11 protein-coding genes are annotated in these 14,780 nt (G+C 65.9%); 1 reads left to right on the top strand and 10 read right to left on the bottom strand.

Going from position 1 to position 14,780, the window contains the following annotated elements:
• Nucleotides 1–360: 360 nt before the first annotated feature.
• Nucleotides 361–957: a flippase-like domain-containing protein gene (locus M8009_RS09980; protein WP_430886906.1), complete on the top strand. Its 597-nt coding sequence runs from the start codon at nt 361–363 to the stop codon at nt 955–957.
• Here the strand turns inward: M8009_RS09980 and M8009_RS09975 are convergent.
• The 10 genes from M8009_RS09975 to sdhA all read right to left on the bottom strand — a co-directional run bounded on the left by M8009_RS09975 (nt 954) and on the right by sdhA (nt 14,779).
• Complete coding sequence (locus M8009_RS09975) at nt 954–1,835, bottom strand: urea carboxylase-associated family protein (protein ID WP_250060689.1); 882 nt, start codon at nt 1,833–1,835, stop codon at nt 954–956. The genes M8009_RS09980 and M8009_RS09975 overlap by 4 nt on opposite strands.
• Before the next feature lie 85 nt (nt 1,836–1,920).
• The gene (locus tag M8009_RS09970) at nt 1,921–3,249 is read right to left on the bottom strand and encodes an extracellular catalytic domain type 1 short-chain-length polyhydroxyalkanoate depolymerase (protein ID WP_250060688.1); all 1,329 of its coding nucleotides are present in this window, start codon (nt 3,247–3,249) and stop codon (nt 1,921–1,923) included.
• Nucleotides 3,250–3,272: 23 nt separating this feature from the next.
• On the bottom strand, nt 3,273–3,689 hold the full coding sequence (locus M8009_RS09965) for a CopG family transcriptional regulator (RefSeq protein ID WP_250060687.1): 417 nt from the start codon (nt 3,687–3,689) through the stop codon (nt 3,273–3,275).
• 278 nt (nt 3,690–3,967) lie between these two features.
• Nucleotides 3,968–4,840: a succinate--CoA ligase subunit alpha gene (gene sucD, locus M8009_RS09960; RefSeq protein ID WP_250060686.1), complete on the bottom strand. Its 873-nt coding sequence runs from the start codon at nt 4,838–4,840 to the stop codon at nt 3,968–3,970.
• Nucleotides 4,840–6,006 (bottom strand): ADP-forming succinate--CoA ligase subunit beta, encoded by a 1,167-nt coding sequence (gene sucC / locus M8009_RS09955; RefSeq protein ID WP_250060685.1) that lies wholly within the window; start codon nt 6,004–6,006, stop codon nt 4,840–4,842. The genes sucD and sucC overlap by 1 nt, the downstream gene beginning before the upstream one ends.
• Nucleotides 6,007–6,145: 139 nt before the next feature.
• Nucleotides 6,146–7,582 carry a dihydrolipoyl dehydrogenase gene (gene lpdA, locus M8009_RS09950; protein WP_250060684.1) on the bottom strand — a complete coding sequence of 479 codons (1,437 nt, stop codon included), beginning with the start codon at nt 7,580–7,582 and terminating at the stop codon, nt 6,146–6,148.
• 49 nt (nt 7,583–7,631) lie between these two features.
• Nucleotides 7,632–9,191 (bottom strand): 2-oxoglutarate dehydrogenase complex dihydrolipoyllysine-residue succinyltransferase, encoded by a 1,560-nt coding sequence (gene odhB / locus M8009_RS09945; RefSeq protein WP_250060683.1) that lies wholly within the window; start codon nt 9,189–9,191, stop codon nt 7,632–7,634.
• 41 nt (nt 9,192–9,232) lie between these two features.
• Nucleotides 9,233–12,061 carry a 2-oxoglutarate dehydrogenase E1 component gene (locus tag M8009_RS09940; RefSeq protein WP_250060682.1) on the bottom strand — a complete coding sequence of 943 codons (2,829 nt, stop codon included), beginning with the start codon at nt 12,059–12,061 and terminating at the stop codon, nt 9,233–9,235.
• A 222-nt stretch (nt 12,062–12,283) separates the two neighbouring features.
• Nucleotides 12,284–12,994, bottom strand: coding sequence for a succinate dehydrogenase iron-sulfur subunit (locus tag M8009_RS09935; RefSeq protein ID WP_250060681.1), 711 nt, complete (start codon nt 12,992–12,994; stop codon nt 12,284–12,286).
• A 12-nt stretch (nt 12,995–13,006) separates the two neighbouring features.
• Nucleotides 13,007–14,779, bottom strand: coding sequence for a succinate dehydrogenase flavoprotein subunit (gene sdhA, locus M8009_RS09930; protein WP_250060680.1), 1,773 nt, complete (start codon nt 14,777–14,779; stop codon nt 13,007–13,009).
• Nucleotide 14,780 lies beyond the last annotated feature (1 nt).

The following is a 14,780-nucleotide window of genomic DNA, read 5'->3' as shown; positions in this document are numbered from 1 at the left end:
CGGGTCGCCGTCACTCGTTGCGGCTGTCGCAAAACTGTCGCATGGCCGCCCTAGGCTGGCAGGGTACACCCGCGCCAGGAGGGCTCCTTGCATATCGTCGACGTCACCATGTTCCACGCGCCTGCCAGCGGTGGCGTGCGCACCTACCTCGAGGCCAAGCATCGCGTGCTGGCCAGGCAATGGGGGTACCCACGGTCGGCTTCTTCCACTCCGACCTGCCGAGGCTGATGGGGGATCGCTTCGGGACTGCTGTCCGCCACCGCTTGCAACGCTACGTGGGCGACCTCTATGGCCACTTCGACAGCGTGCTGGCGCCCTGCACCGCCATGGCCGAGCGACTGGCCGACTGGGGCGTGGAACATGCTGTCGGGACTGGTGGCCTACTCCCTGCTGGGAGAGACCCAGTGGCCCCACCAGACGCTGGTCCAGATGGCCCTGGCCGCATTGGCCATGGGCGTTACGCTGGTGATGGGCTGCCTGCCAGGGCTGGTGCACTATACCGCATCGCCGGGTGCGCGCTGGCTGAGCGGCTATCGGCGCCGCTGGCTCGTCCGCCGCCTGCTGACGTGTCGGCATGGACTGCAGGCCACGTTGCGGCTCCCCATCGCTACGCTGCTGGCGATGCTGGTGCTCACCACGGCGCATTGGCTGCTGCGTTACAGCCTGCTCTACCTGGCGGTGCTGGGCGCCGGGGGACATGCCGACTGGCTATGGACCTTCCTGACCCAGATGCTGGCCATGGCCGCGAGCCAGTTCAGTTTTCTGCCCGGCGGAGCCGGTGCCGCCGAGTTGGGGGTCGGCGGGCTGCTACTGCCGCTGATGGAGCGCGAGCAGGCCGCCGCCGCGGTGCTGGTCTGGCGCCTGGTCTCCTACCACCTTTACCTGGCCGCGGGTGCCCCGCTGTTTCTGCTCTCGGCCTACCGGCTGATGCGACGTTCATCCCCCGGGGGAGCCTAAGGGCCTTCCCAGCTGTCGAGGCGACGCTGCTTCTCCGCCGCCCAGTCGATGGCGGGGCCGCGAAGGCCGTGCCCGCCCCGGTAAGGCGCATAGGCTGGTGACTCCCAGCCGGCCAGCAGTGACGGCGCAAGCCGATAGACCTCGACCCCGATGGGATGGCAGGTTTCCAGGGGGTCGCGGGCATCAGGACCCCACAGGTCGACCGACAGGTCCCCGCCCGGGCAGCACGACAGCGCACACAGCAGGTCGACCTCGGCGAACAACTCGATATGGTCGCCTTCCCGGGCCGGACAGGCCTTCATGAAGTACTGGTCATCGTCGTTGAGGCCGGTGCACTGGAAGACATTGAGCACGTCATGCACGTCGAACTCGGTGAGCCCGAAGGGAGCCACCGCACGCACCAGGTTGGAGTGACAGTGATGGTCGAAGTCCTCGCCGGTCAGCAGCTTGTTGACGTAAGGGTCGCAGCGCGTGCCCAGCAGGTCATGCACGCGTCCCCCCTCGGCGTCCATGCCGTACTCCGCCAGGGTATCGTCGATGATGGTCGCCATGGGCCGCAGGTAGGGGAGCGTCGACCACAGACGATCGAAGGTCGATACATGGGCCCGCTGCAGCTGGCGAGTACGTGAGGCCCAGAAGCGCTCTCGCGGGTTATGGAGATGCCAGAGATTGAGATCTCCCACCTGGGGCCCCTCCAGCGTCGAGAGTCGCAGCACATGGCCGGCCGGCACCTCCCAGGCCAGCCCCTCGCGAATCGGGACGACCAGCCGATTGATGCGCACCCTCGCCTCTGGCGTCGTCAGCCGGGCATAGAAGTCGCGGTCCACGTCGAGAATGGAGCCCTGCGTGGCGCGATAGGCGGCGGGCACCTTTGCCATTACCCTGTCTCCCCGGTTTCAGCGAGCGATAACCGACATGCTAGCGGACCATGTCCGAGGGTGCTCCCCCCCCTCGGGCGAGGCTTCAACTCGGGTCATGTGCCTCCTGCCGATGGCTGTAGAAGAAGCGCAGCATCTCCTTCGCGGCATCGGGGCCCCTGGGGTCGGTATAACTTCCATGCGCGCTCCCTCCCGACCAGGCATGACCCGCCCCATGTACCTGCCAATGCTCCAGGCGTGGCTCGCCCTTCGCATCGTAATGTGTGGTACGGGTATAGTCATGGCCGTTGGCCACCTGCCCCTGCTCCACCGTAACCCTGGCGTTGCCCATTCCGGGTCTGGCCGGCTCGTCCTTTCTGCGCGTGGCGGCATACTGGGCGGCAACGCGATCCGCATTGCTGGGGTGAACGGTCGTGTCCCGATCGCCATGAAAGATGATGGCAGGCACCTCAGAGGCCCATCCGGAAGTTCGCGCTTCGCCGCCGCCACCCAGGGGACCCGTGCCCCCCTGCATCGCCCCCAGGGCATCGGGGAGACTCTGGGCAACGCCATGGGGCAGCCCGGAGTGTATGCCAACCGCCGCAAGAAGATCCGGATAAGTCATCGCCAGTGTCGTTGCCATGGCCGCACCCGCCGAGAGTCCTGCGACATAGACCCGGCTAGCATCGAGGCCATGCGCGTCGATGACCTGGCGGGCCATGCCGGCGAGAATCGCGGGCTCACCGCCCTCACGCTGCTGGTCTTCGGCCTTGAACCAGTTCCAGCACTTCGAACTGTTGGCGGTCATCGGCTGGGCCGGATAAAGCACACAACACAGCTGCTCTTCGGCCAGCCGGTTCATGGTGGTCCCGGCAGCGAAGTCGTCGGGATCCTGCGTGCAGCCATGCAGCATGACCACCAACGGCAGTGCCTGGCCGTGATAGCCGCTGGGAAGATACAGCTTGTACTCGCGCGTGCCGGCATGATTGGAAAAGCAACCGGCGGTGAACGTGCCGGGCTCTGCTGGCTGGCTGGTGCGTCGTGCCGGCTTTGGCTGCTGCACCACGGTCTCACGCAACTGGCGCCACTTGTCGCGCCATGCAGAAGGCAGCCCGATATCACCGCCCGGGAAAGGCCCAGTGGTCGCCTGAGGGGCATGGCCAGATGCCGAGGATGGCGCCGCTCCCGCTGAGGGTTCTCGTGTCCGGTGCGCTTCCGACTCAGCAGAGGCCGACCTCGATACCGCCACCTCCTCGTCGATGGTCTGGCAGCTCCCCTCGAAAGTGTTGCCCGCGCGGTAGGAGTTATCCGGCGTTTCCTTGCTCCTGGCCTCGGGCACGGCGCCCTGGAGGATGGCCATGGCCTCGTGCAGCTTCCCGGCGCGGGTGAGCCGCGTCGCTTCTTCCATTCGTCGCGTCATGGTGGCGCCGATCATCGTCGATGTCTCTATTCAGTGATTCAGTGGATTCGATCCGCCAGGGCGGCCTTGACCGCCGCGCTGGCATGCAGGGCACCCAGCACGACCACCGATTCGATGGTGGCGAGGGCGAGCTCAGGTGATACGTCGTCGGCGATGCTGGCCATGCCCAGGACCTGTATCTGCAACGTCTCTCCAGACGACTGGAGGGCTTCCAGGTCCGCGCGGCTGTAATGCTCGAGCCCCAGCACGAAGGCCTTGCGGGTCACGGTTTCCCTGACTACCTCGGCATGGGTCGCCAACTGGTTGCGGATCGCCGTGCGGATCAGGTCGGTACGATTGGAATAGAACCCTTCCTGGACCAGCAGATCGATCTGCCCCAGGTCGACCACTCCCAGGTTGATGGTGATCTTCTCGCTGGAGTCGCCGGTCTTGCGGCGAAGCTCATGCACGCTCATTTGCTATGCCTCGTTGACCTTTGAGCGGGACCCTCTCTTAGCGTCCCTTAACATCCCTATGGCATCCATTTACCATCCGTATGGATGGCATAATAAGCCAGCTGGGCCAATAGTCAAGACACGGACAGATGAAAAACGACCCACCGATAGGCGGGCCGTTTCAAGGAGGGCTTAGAGTGGGGTAGCAGGAAATCAAACGCCACTAACATCAAGGGCACCTGATAGGTGCCCTTGATGAATATCGTGCCTTAAGGCGGCACTAGTGACTTACACCGACCTTACCAGCCGGTCGCTGCCTTCAGCGCATCGCCGATCTCGGCCAGCGACCGCACGGTCTTCACGCCTGCGGCTTCCAGGGCGGCGAACTTCTCGTCCGCGGTGCCCTTGCCACCGGCGATGATCGCCCCGGCGTGGCCCATGCGCTTGCCGGGAGGCGCGGTAACGCCGGCGATATAGGAGACCACCGGCTTGGAGACGTTGGCCTTGATGTAGGCCGCTGCCTCTTCCTCGGCGGTGCCGCCGATCTCGCCGATCATCACGATCGCCTCGGTCGCCGGATCCTTCTCGAACAGCTCGAGGATGTCGATGAAGTTGGAGCCCGGGATCGGGTCGCCGCCGATGCCCACGCAGGTGGACTGGCCGAAGCCGTGGTCGGTGGTCTGCTTGACGGCTTCATAGGTCAGGGTGCCGGAACGCGACACGATGCCGACCTTGCCCGGCTGGTGGATATGGCCCGGCATGATGCCGATCTTGCTCTCGCCGGGGGTGATCACGCCGGGGCAGTTCGGGCCGATCAGCCGCACGCCCAGCTCGTCGCACTTCACCTTCACGTCCAGCATGTCCAGCGTCGGGATGCCCTCGGTGATGCAGACGATCAGCTTGATGCCGGCATTGGCGGCCTCGAGGATGGAGTCCTTGCAGAACGGGGCTGGCACATAGATCACGCTGGCCTTGGCGCCGGTCTCGGCCACGGCCTCCTTGACGGTGTTGAACACCGGCAGGCCCAGGTGCTCCTGGCCGCCCTTGCCCGGGGTCACGCCGCCGACCATCTGTGTGCCGTAGGCGATCGCCTGTTCGGAGTGGAAGGTCCCCTGTCCGCCGGTGAAGCCCTGGCAGATGACCTTGGTGTTCTTGTCGATCAGGATGCTCATTACTTGCCCTCCGCTGCCTTGACGACCTGCTGAGCCGCGTCGGTCAGACTGGTAGCAGCGATGATGTTCAGACCGCTGGACGCCAGCTTCTCGGCACCCAGCTCGGCGTTGTTACCTTCCAGACGCACCACCACCGGCACGTTGACACCGACCTGCTCGACGGCACCGATGATGCCCTCGGCGATCATGTCGCAGCGCACGATGCCGCCGAAGATGTTGACCAGCACGGCCTTCACGGAATCGTCGGAGAGGATGAGCTTGAAGGCCTCGGCCACGCGCTCCTTGGTGGCACCGCCGCCCACGTCGAGGAAGTTGGCCGGCTGGCCACCGTTGAGCTTGATGATGTCCATGGTGCCCATGGCCAGGCCGGCGCCGTTGACCATGCAGCCGATGTTGCCTTCCAGGGCCACGTAGTTGAGCTCCCAGGCGGCCGCCTCGGCCTCGCGCTCGTCTTCCTGGGACGGGTCGCGCATCGCCTGCAGGTCCGGGTGGCGATACAGGGCGTTGCCGTCCAGACCGATCTTGGCGTCGAGGCAGTGGAGGTTGCCCTCGTCGGTCACCACCAGCGGGTTGATCTCGAGCAGCGCCAGGTCCTTGTCATGGAACAGCTTGGAGAGGCCCAGGAAGATCTTGGTGAACTGCTTGACCTGGTTGCCGGTGAGGCCCAGGGCGAAGGCCAGCTCGCGCGCCTGATAGGGCTGTGCGCCGACCAGCGGGTCGATCTCGGCCTTGAGGATCTTCTCGGGGGTCTCTTCCGCGACCTTCTCGATCTCCACGCCACCCTCGGTGGAGGCCATGAACACCACGCGACGGGTGCCACGATCGACCACCGCGCCCAGGTAGAGCTCGTTGGCGATGTCGGTAAGCGTCTCGACCAGGATCTTGGTGACCGGCTGACCGTGCTCGTCGGTCTGGAAGGTCACCAGGTTCTTGCCCAGCCAGGATTCGGCGAAGGCCTGGGCCTCCTCCGGGCTCTTGATCAGCTTGACGCCACCGGCCTTGCCGCGGCCACCGGCGTGGACCTGGGCCTTGACCACCCACTTGTCGCCACCGATCTTCTTGCAGGCCTCGAGGGCCTCCTCGGGGGTGTCGACGGCGAAGCCCTTGGAGACCGGCAGGCCATAGTCGGCAAACAGCTGTTTGCTCTGATACTCGTGAAGGTTCATCGATTCATGCCATTGGTTGCATGTGACTCGAACGATGACACGGCTCGCAGCCTCTGGGCAGCGGTCGCCGTGTCACCACCGTTCGCTTCCGATACTTGGCCGGAAGCGATGCGCCACCTGCCGGTGGCGCTTGTTGTCCTTACTTCTTCTTGCGGTTGACCATGTGGATGGCATGGCCCTCCACCGCCAGGGCGGCCTCGTGCACCGCCTCCGACATGGTCGGGTGGGCATAGCAAGTCAGCGCCAGGTCCTCGGCGCTGGAGCCAAACTCCAGGGCGATCACGCCCTGGGCAACCATCTCGCCGGCGTGCTGGCCGACGATATGCATGCCCAGCACGCGGTCGGTCTCGGCGTCGGCGATGATCTTGGCCTGGCCTTCGGTGGCGTTGTTGGCCATGGCACGGCCGCTGGCGGCGAACGGGAAGGAACCCGTCTTGACCTCGATGCCCTTGGCCTTGGCCTCCTGCTCGGTCAGGCCCACCCAGGCCACTTCCGGGAAGGTGTAGATGACGTTGGGGATGGCGTCATAGTTCATCTCGGCCTTGTGGCCGGCGATGATGTCGGCGACCATCACGCCCTCTTCCGAGGCCTTGTGCGCCAGCATCGGGCCGCGCACGCAGTCGCCGATGGCGTAGACGCTCGGCACGCTGGTGCGGCACTGGTCATCGACCTGGATGAAGCCGCGCTGGTCGGTCTCGATGCCCACGCCCTCGGCGATCACGCCCTCGGTGTAGGGCTTGCGACCCACGCAGACGATCAGCTTGTCGAAGGTGACCTCCTGCTCGCCCTTGGCGTCGGTGTACTTGACGACCACCTCTTCGCCCTTGACCTCGGAGCCGGTGACCCTTGCCCCCAGCTTGATGTCCAGGCCCTGCTTCTTGAGCAGCTTCTGGGTCTCCTTGGCGATGGCCCCATCGACCATCGGCAGGAAGTCATCCATGGCCTCGAGGACGGTGACCTCGCTGCCCAGGCGGTTCCACACGCTGCCGAGTTCCAGGCCGATGATGCCGGCGCCGATCACCCCCAGGCGCTTCGGGGTCTCCTGGAACTCCAGGGCGCCGGTGGAATTGACCACCATGCCGTCGACCAGCGGCGTCGGCGGGATCTCCACCGGCACGGAGCCGGCCGCGACGACGATGTTGTCGGCGTCATAGGTGGTCGCCTTGCCGTCCTGATCGGTCACCTCGACCTGCTTGGAGGAGACCACCTTGCCGGTGCCCTGGATGGCCGTGACGCCATTGCCCTTGAGCAGGCCGGCAACGCCTCCGGTGAGGTTCTTCACGATGGTGTCCTTGCGGGCCATCATCTTCTTGACGTCCATGCTGACGTCACCCGCCTGGATGCCCATGCCGTCGAAGTCGTGCTTGGCCTCGACGAACTTGTGGGAGGCCTCGAGCAGCGCCTTGGAGGGGATGCAGCCCACGTTCAGGCAGGTGCCACCGAAGACGGGCTTGCCGTCCTCGCTGATCCACTTTTCGACGACAGCGGCCTTGAGCCCCATCTGGGCGGCACGGATGGCGGAGACGTAGCCGCCGGGGCCCGCACCGATCACGATCACATCAAACTTGTCAGCCATGTTGGCTCCTTCGTTGCTTGTCGCTGAAGAACGTAGTGGGTCCCGTGGCTCAGATGTCCAGCAGCAGGCGCGCCGGATCCTCGAGCAGCTCCTTGATGGTGACCAGGAACTGTACCGCATCCTTGCCATCGATCATGCGGTGATCGTAGGAGACCGCCAGGTACATCATCGGGCGGATCTCCACCTTGCCGTTCACCGCCATGGGCCGCTCCTGGATCTTGTGCATGCCCAGGATCGCGGTCTGCGGCGGGTTGATGATCGGCGTGGACATCAGCGAGCCGAAGATGCCGCCGTTGGTGATGGTGAAGGTGCCGCCCTGCATCTCGTCGATGCCGAGCTTGCCGTCACGGGCCCGCTTGCCGAAGTCGACGATGCCCTTCTCGACGTCGGCGATCTTCATGCTGTCGGTATCGCGCAGCACCGGGACCACCAGGCCACGGTCGGTGGAGACGGCGACGCCGATGTCCTGGTAGCCGTGATAGACGATGTCGGTGCCATCGATGGAAGCGTTGACGTCCGGGAAGCGCTTGAGGGCCTCGCTGGCCGCCTTGACGAAGAAGCCCATGAAACCGAGCTTGGTGTCGTGGGCCTTGAGGAAGGTGTCCTTGTACTGGGCCCGGAGGTCCATCACCGCGCCCATGTCCACCTCGTTGTAGGTAGTCAGCATGGCGGCGGTCTGCTGGGCCTGGACCAGGCGCTTGGCGATGGTCTGGCGCAGGCGGCTCATCGGCACGCGCTTCTCGGGGCGCTCGCCCTCCACGGCCGGGGCCGGGGCCGCGGCGGCGGCTGCCTGGGCGCCGCCGGCCGGCTTGGCCGACTTCTTGGCGGAGCCTTCCTTCACGGCCTTCTGCACGTCCTCCTTGAGGATGCGGCCGCCTTTGCCGGTGCCCTCGATCCGGCTGACGTCGAGATCATGCTCGGCGACCAGCTTGCGCGCGGCCGGGGCGAGGATCTTGTCGCCCAGTTTCTCGTCGCTGGCGCCGTCGTCGGCGGAGGCCGGGGCCTTCTCCTCGCTGCCGCTCTCGGCAGCAGCACCGCCGGCACCCTCGCTGAAGGTCGCCAGCAACTGCTCTGAGGTGACCTGGCTGCCCTCCTCGGCGTTGATCTCGGCGAGGGCACCATCGGCCGGGGCGACTACCTCGAGCACCACCTTGTCGGTCTCGATCTCGGCCAGCACCTCGTCGCGCTTGACCGCCTCGCCGACCTGCTTGTTCCAGCTGGCCACGGTGCCTTCCTGGATCGACTCGGGGAAAGTCGGCGCCTTGACCTCGTGGGTCTTGCCACCGGCCGCCGGCTTGGCCTCGGCGGCATCCTTCTGCTCGGCCTTGGCTTCGGCCTTCTTGGCCGCCGGCTTGTCGCCGCCCTCGGCCTTGCCCTCGCCGATCCTGCCCAGCACCTGCTCGGACTCCACGGTGTCGCCCTCTTCCACCAGCACCTCGCTGAGGGTGCCGGCCTCGGGGGCCACCACCTCGAGCACCACCTTGTCGGTCTCGATCTCGACGATCAACTCGTCACGCTCGACGCTGTCGCCGGGCTTCTTGTGCCAGGCCGCCACGCTGCCCTCGGCGACGGATTCCGGAAAGGTGGGTGCCTTGATATCGGTAGCCATGTCGTATCCCTTGTCTGTTCTCTCTCGTCCCGGTGGGCGCCTCAGAGGTTGAAGGCGTCTTCCACCAGCTGGCGCTGCTGTTCGGTGTGCACGGACATGTAGCCCGCCGCGGGTGCCGCGGATGCCGGGCGACCGGCGAACTTGAGCTTGCCGCCCAGGCCGTCACGCAGCATGTCGGCCACGGCCCGCATGTGGTGCTGGCTCGAATACCAGGCGCCCTGGTTGAGCGGCTCCTCCTGGCACCACACCACGTCGGTGACGTTGGTGTAGTCCTTGATGACCTCCAGCAGTTCCTCCTTGGGGAAGGGATAGAGCTGCTCGATGCGCAGGATCGCCACGTCGTCGCGGGCGTTCTCCTCGCGCCAGTTGGCCAGGTCATAGTAGACCTTGCCGGCGCAGAGGATGATGCGCTCGACCTTGCTGGCCTCGAGTTTACCCTGGTCGGGGAGCACCATCTGGAAGCCGCCATGAGCCAGCTCCTCGAGGGTGGAGGTCGCCGACTTGTGGCGAAGCAGGCTCTTGGGCGACATCACCACCAGCGGCTTGCGCAGCGGGCGGATCACCTGGCGGCGCAGCAGGTGGAAGATCTGCGCCGGGGTGGTCGGCACGCAGACCTGCATGTTGTGCTCGGCACACATCTGCAGGAAGCGCTCGAGACGCGCCGAGGAGTGCTCCGGGCCCTGCCCCTCATAGCCATGGGGCAGCAGCATGGTCAGGCCGCACAGCCGCTCCCACTTGGTCTCGCCGGAGGAGATGAACTGGTCGACCACCACCTGGGCGCCGTTGAAGAAGTCGCCGAACTGAGCCTCCCAGACGATCAGCGCATTGGGCATGGTCGTGGCGTAGCCGTACTCGAAGGCCAGCACCGCCTCTTCCGAGAGGAAGGAGTCGTGGATGGTGAAGCGCGGCTGGCCGTCGGCCATGTGCTGCAGCGGCACGTAGGCGCTGCCATCCTTCTGGTTGTGCACCACCGCGTGGCGGTGGGAGAAGGTGCCGCGCCCCACGTCCTGTCCGGTGATACGCACCGGATGCCCCTGGTCGAGCAGCGTGGCATAGGCCAGGGTCTCGGCGAAGCCCCAGTTGACCGCCAGGCCACCGGCCTGCATCTTGCGCCGGTCGTCGTAGATCTTGGCCACCTGGCGCTGCACCTCGACCCCGTCGGGGATCTCGCACATCCTGCCGGCGAGACGCTGCAGGCGCTTCATGTCCACGGTGGTATCGGCATGGCCGGTCCACTCATGGCCCAGATAGGGGGTCCAGTCGACGAACAGCGACTTGTTGGGCTCCTGCACCAGGGCGTTGGCCACGTGGTTGCCGGCCATCAGGTCGTCCCGGTACTTCTCCATCATCGCCTTGGCGTCGTCGTCGCTGAGCAGCCCCTCATTGACCAGACGCTCGATGTAGCGGGCCCGCGAGGACGGGTGGTCCTTGATCTTGCTGTACATCATCGGCTGGGTGCCGGAGGGCTCGTCGGCCTCGTTGTGGCCGCGGCGGCGGTAGCACACCAGGTCGATGACCACGTCGCGATTGAACTGCTGGCGATAGTCCAGGGCCACCTGAGTGGCATGCAGCACGGCGTCGGGGTCGTCGCCGTTGACGTGGAAGATGGGCGCCTGGACCATCTTGGCGATGTCGGTGCAGTACTCGGTGGAGCGCGAGTCCTGGGGATGCGAGGTGGTGAAGCCCACCTGGTTGTTGATCACGATGTGCACCGTGCCGCCGGTCTTGTAGGCACGGGTCTGGGACATCTGGAAGGTCTCCATGACCACGCCCTGGCCGGCGAAGGCCGCGTCGCCATGGACGTTGATGGGCAGCACCTTGTTGCCGACCGGATCATCGCGACGGTCCTGGCGGGCCCGCACCGAGCCCTCGACCACCGGCGCCACGATCTCCAGGTGGGAGGGGTTGAACGACAGCGCCAGGTGCACCTCGCCGCCCGGCGTCATGACGTTGGAGCTGAAGCCCTGGTGGTACTTGACGTCACCCGAGCCGCGCTCGATGACCTTCTTGCCGTCGAACTCGTCGATCAGATCCGAGGGGTTCTTGCCGAGGATGTTGACCAGCAGGTTGAGGCGCCCGCGGTGGGCCATGCCGATCACCACTTCCTTGGTGCCGTAGCCGCCGGCGCGCTGGATCAGCTCGTCCATCATCGGGATGAAGGCTTCGCCGCCCTCTAGGCCGAAGCGCTTGGTGCCCGGGTACTTGGAAGCCAGGTAGCTCTCCAGGCCTTCGGCTGCCGTCAGCCGCTCCAGCACGTGCTTGCGCACCTCGGGGCTGAACTTGGGTGCCGAGCGCACCGACTCGAAGCGCTGCTGCAGCCAGCGCTTCTCCTCGGTGTCGACGATATGCATGACCTCGCAGCCGATGGAGCGGCAGTAGGTCTGCTCCAGGGCGCTGATGATCTCTTTGAGCGGCGCCTTGTCCAGGCCCATGAAGAAGGAGCCGGTCTGGAACTCGGTGTCCAGGTCGGCCTTCGAGAGCTGGTGGAAGGAGAGGTCGAGATCGGGGACGGGAGTAGGACTGCGCAGGCCGAGCGGGTCGATGTCGGCCTTCTGGTGCCCGCGGAAGCGGTAGGCGTTGATCAGCTGGAGAACCTTGACCTGCTTCTTGTTCTCGCCACTGTCGGCAACCGCCTGGGCCGTGCGCCGATGGCGGCCCAGCTGGTAGAACTGCTCGCGGACCGGGGAAAGCGGGACGTCGTGGCTGGCGCCGCCCTCGGGTCGCGGCAGCTGGTCGAAGTACTGGCGCCATTCGTCGGGAACGGCGGAGGGGTCATCGAGGTACTGTTCGTAGAGCGCTTCCACATAGTGGGCGTTGCCGCCACTCACGTGGGAGGAGCGCCACATCAACTCCATTATGCCTTGTTGCATCTCTTGGTCACCCTGCACTGATGGGGTGGTATCGGCGCCGACACGACTCGACCGCATCGACATCGGTGGTGCCCTGCCGGAGGGAGGGCATCCTGAATTCCATGGTCAAGAGCCGGTGCCCTGGGCACCGGCTCTATGCATCATGCTCCGCACCGGGCTCGGCTGCGACGTCTCGCCGCAGCCCGAGAGCGATGCACATGATAACAAGCTGGACGCCACGATTTAAGTGGCATTGGCCAGCAGCATCTCGCGGATCTTGCCGATCGCCCGTGTCGGGTTGAGCCCCTTGGGGCAGACAGCGACGCAGTTCATGATCCCGCGGCAGCGGAAAACGGAGAACGGGTCCTCGAGCTCCGCCAGGCGGTCGCGGGTGGCCGTGTCACGGGAATCCGCCAGGAACCGGTAGGACTGCAGCAGGCCGGCCGGGCCGACGAACTTGTCCGGATTCCACCAGAACGATGGGCAGGCAGTGGAGCAGCAGGCACAGAGGATGCACTCGTAGAGGCCATCGAGCTTGTCGCGCTCCTCCGGCGACTGCAGGCGCTCGATGGCCGGCGCCGGCTCGTCGTTCTGCAGGTACGGCTGGATGCGCTCGTACTGCTGGTAGAACAGCCCCATGTCGACCACCAGGTCGCGGATGACCGGCAGGCCCGGCAGCGGGCGCAGGGTCAGCTTGTTGCCCTTGACCACCTCGGAGAGCGGGGTGATGCAGGCCAGGCCGTTCTTGCCGTTCATGTTCATGCCGTCGGAGCCGCACACGCCCTCGCGGCAGCTGCGGCGATAGGCCAGGCCGTTGTCCTGCTCCTTGGCCAGGTGCAGGACATCGAGCACCATCAGGTCGCGGCCCTGGGTGTCGACCTGGAACTCCTGCATGTAGGGTGCGGAGTCGGTTTCCGGGTTGTAGCGGTACAGGGATACCTGAAGCTTGGACATCGTGACTCCCCCTCAGTAGGTGCGGACTTTCGGCTCGAACATGTCGACGGTCTTGGGTGCGAAGTTCACATCGCGCTTGCCCAGGCGCTTCTCGGCCGGGAAGTAGAGCGAGTGCTTCAGCCAGTTGACGTCGTCGCGGTCCGGGTAGTCGTAGCGGGAGTGGGCGCCGCGGCTCTCCTTGCGCTCCAGGGCCGCGATGGCGGTGGCCTCGGCCACTTCCATCAGGTTGTCCAGCTCCAGCGCCTCGACGCGCGCGGTGTTGAAGGTGTTGGACTTGTCCGGCAGGTAGGCGTTGGCGATGCGGCCGCGCAGCTCCTCGAGGCGCTTGACGCCCTCGACCATGTTCTTCTCCTCGCGGAACACGCCGAAGGAGGTCTGCATGATGTCCTGCAGGTCGCGCTTGAGCTCGGGGACCGTCTCGCCGCCCTCGGACTCGTTCCAGCGCGTGATGCGCTTCATGGCGGACTCGACGTCGGACGCGGAGGCGTCGAGGTACTCGATGCCCTCGTTGAGCGCGCCCTCGATGAACATGCCGGCCGCACGGCCGAACACCACCAGGTCGAGCAGCGAGTTGCCGCCCAGGCGGTTGGCGCCATGGACCGACACGCAGGCCGCCTCGCCGCAAGCGAACAGGCCGTTGACGATCTGGTCGTTGCCCTCGGCGTCCTGCATGATCGCCTGGCCGTGCACGTTGGTCGGGATCCCGCCCATCATGTAGTGGCACGTCGGGACGACCGGGATCGGCTCCTTGGCCGGGTCCACGTGGGCGAAGGTCTTGGAGAGCTCGACGATGCCGGGCAGGCGCTTGCCGAGGACCTCCTCGCCCAGGTGATCCAGCTTGAGGAAGACGTGGTCGCCCTTCTCGCCGCAGCCACGGCCCTCGAGGATCTCCATGACCATGGAGCGCGCGACCACGTCGCGGCCCGCCAGGTCCTTGGCGTTGGGGGCATAGCGCTCCATGAAGCGCTCGCCGTCCTTGTTGATCAGGTAGCCACCCTCGCCGCGGCAGCCTTCTGTCACCAGGGTGCCCGCGCCGTAGATGCCGGTCGGGTGGAACTGCCACATCTCCATGTCCTGCATCGGGAAGCCGGCGCGCAGCGCCATGCCGATGCCGTCACCGGTGTTGATCAGGGCATTGGTGGTGGAGGCGAAGATGCGCCCCGCCCCGCCGGTGGCCATCACGGTGGCCTTGGACTTCACGTGCACCACTTCGCCGGTCTCGATGTCCATGGCGATGCAGCCCACCACGTCGCCGTTGGCATTCTTGACCAGGTCGACGGCGTACCACTCGTTGAGGAAGGTGGTGTTATTTTTCAGGTTGTTCTGATAGAGCGTGTGCAGCAGGGCGTGGCCGGTACGGTCGGCGGCGGCACAGGTCCGCGCCGCCTGGCCGCCCTTGCCGAAGTCCTTGGACTGGCCACCGAACGGGCGCTGGTAGATGCGGCCGTTGTCGAAGCGGGAGAATGGCAGGCCCATGTGCTCGAGTTCGAACACCGCCTTGGGGCCCTCGGAGCACATGTACTCGGAGGCGTCCTGGTCGGCGATGTAGTCGCCGCCCTTGACGGTGTCGTACATGTGCCAGCGCCAGTCGTCATCGGGGTCCGCGGAGGCGATGGCACAGGTGATGCCGCCCTGGGCGGAGACGGTGTGCGAGCGGGTCGGGAAGACCTTGGACAGCACGGCGGTCTTCTTGCCGGACTTGGCCAGCTCGAGGGCGGCCCGCAGGCCAGCACCGCCCCCGCCGATGATGATGGCGTCGAAAGACAGGCTACGCATGGTGGACATG

The organism is Halomonas gemina (assembly GCF_023554995.1).
In the GTDB taxonomy this organism is placed as follows: Bacteria; Pseudomonadota; Gammaproteobacteria; order Pseudomonadales; family Halomonadaceae; genus Halomonas; species Halomonas gemina.
This window is presented reverse-complemented; position numbering and strand designations above follow the sequence as displayed.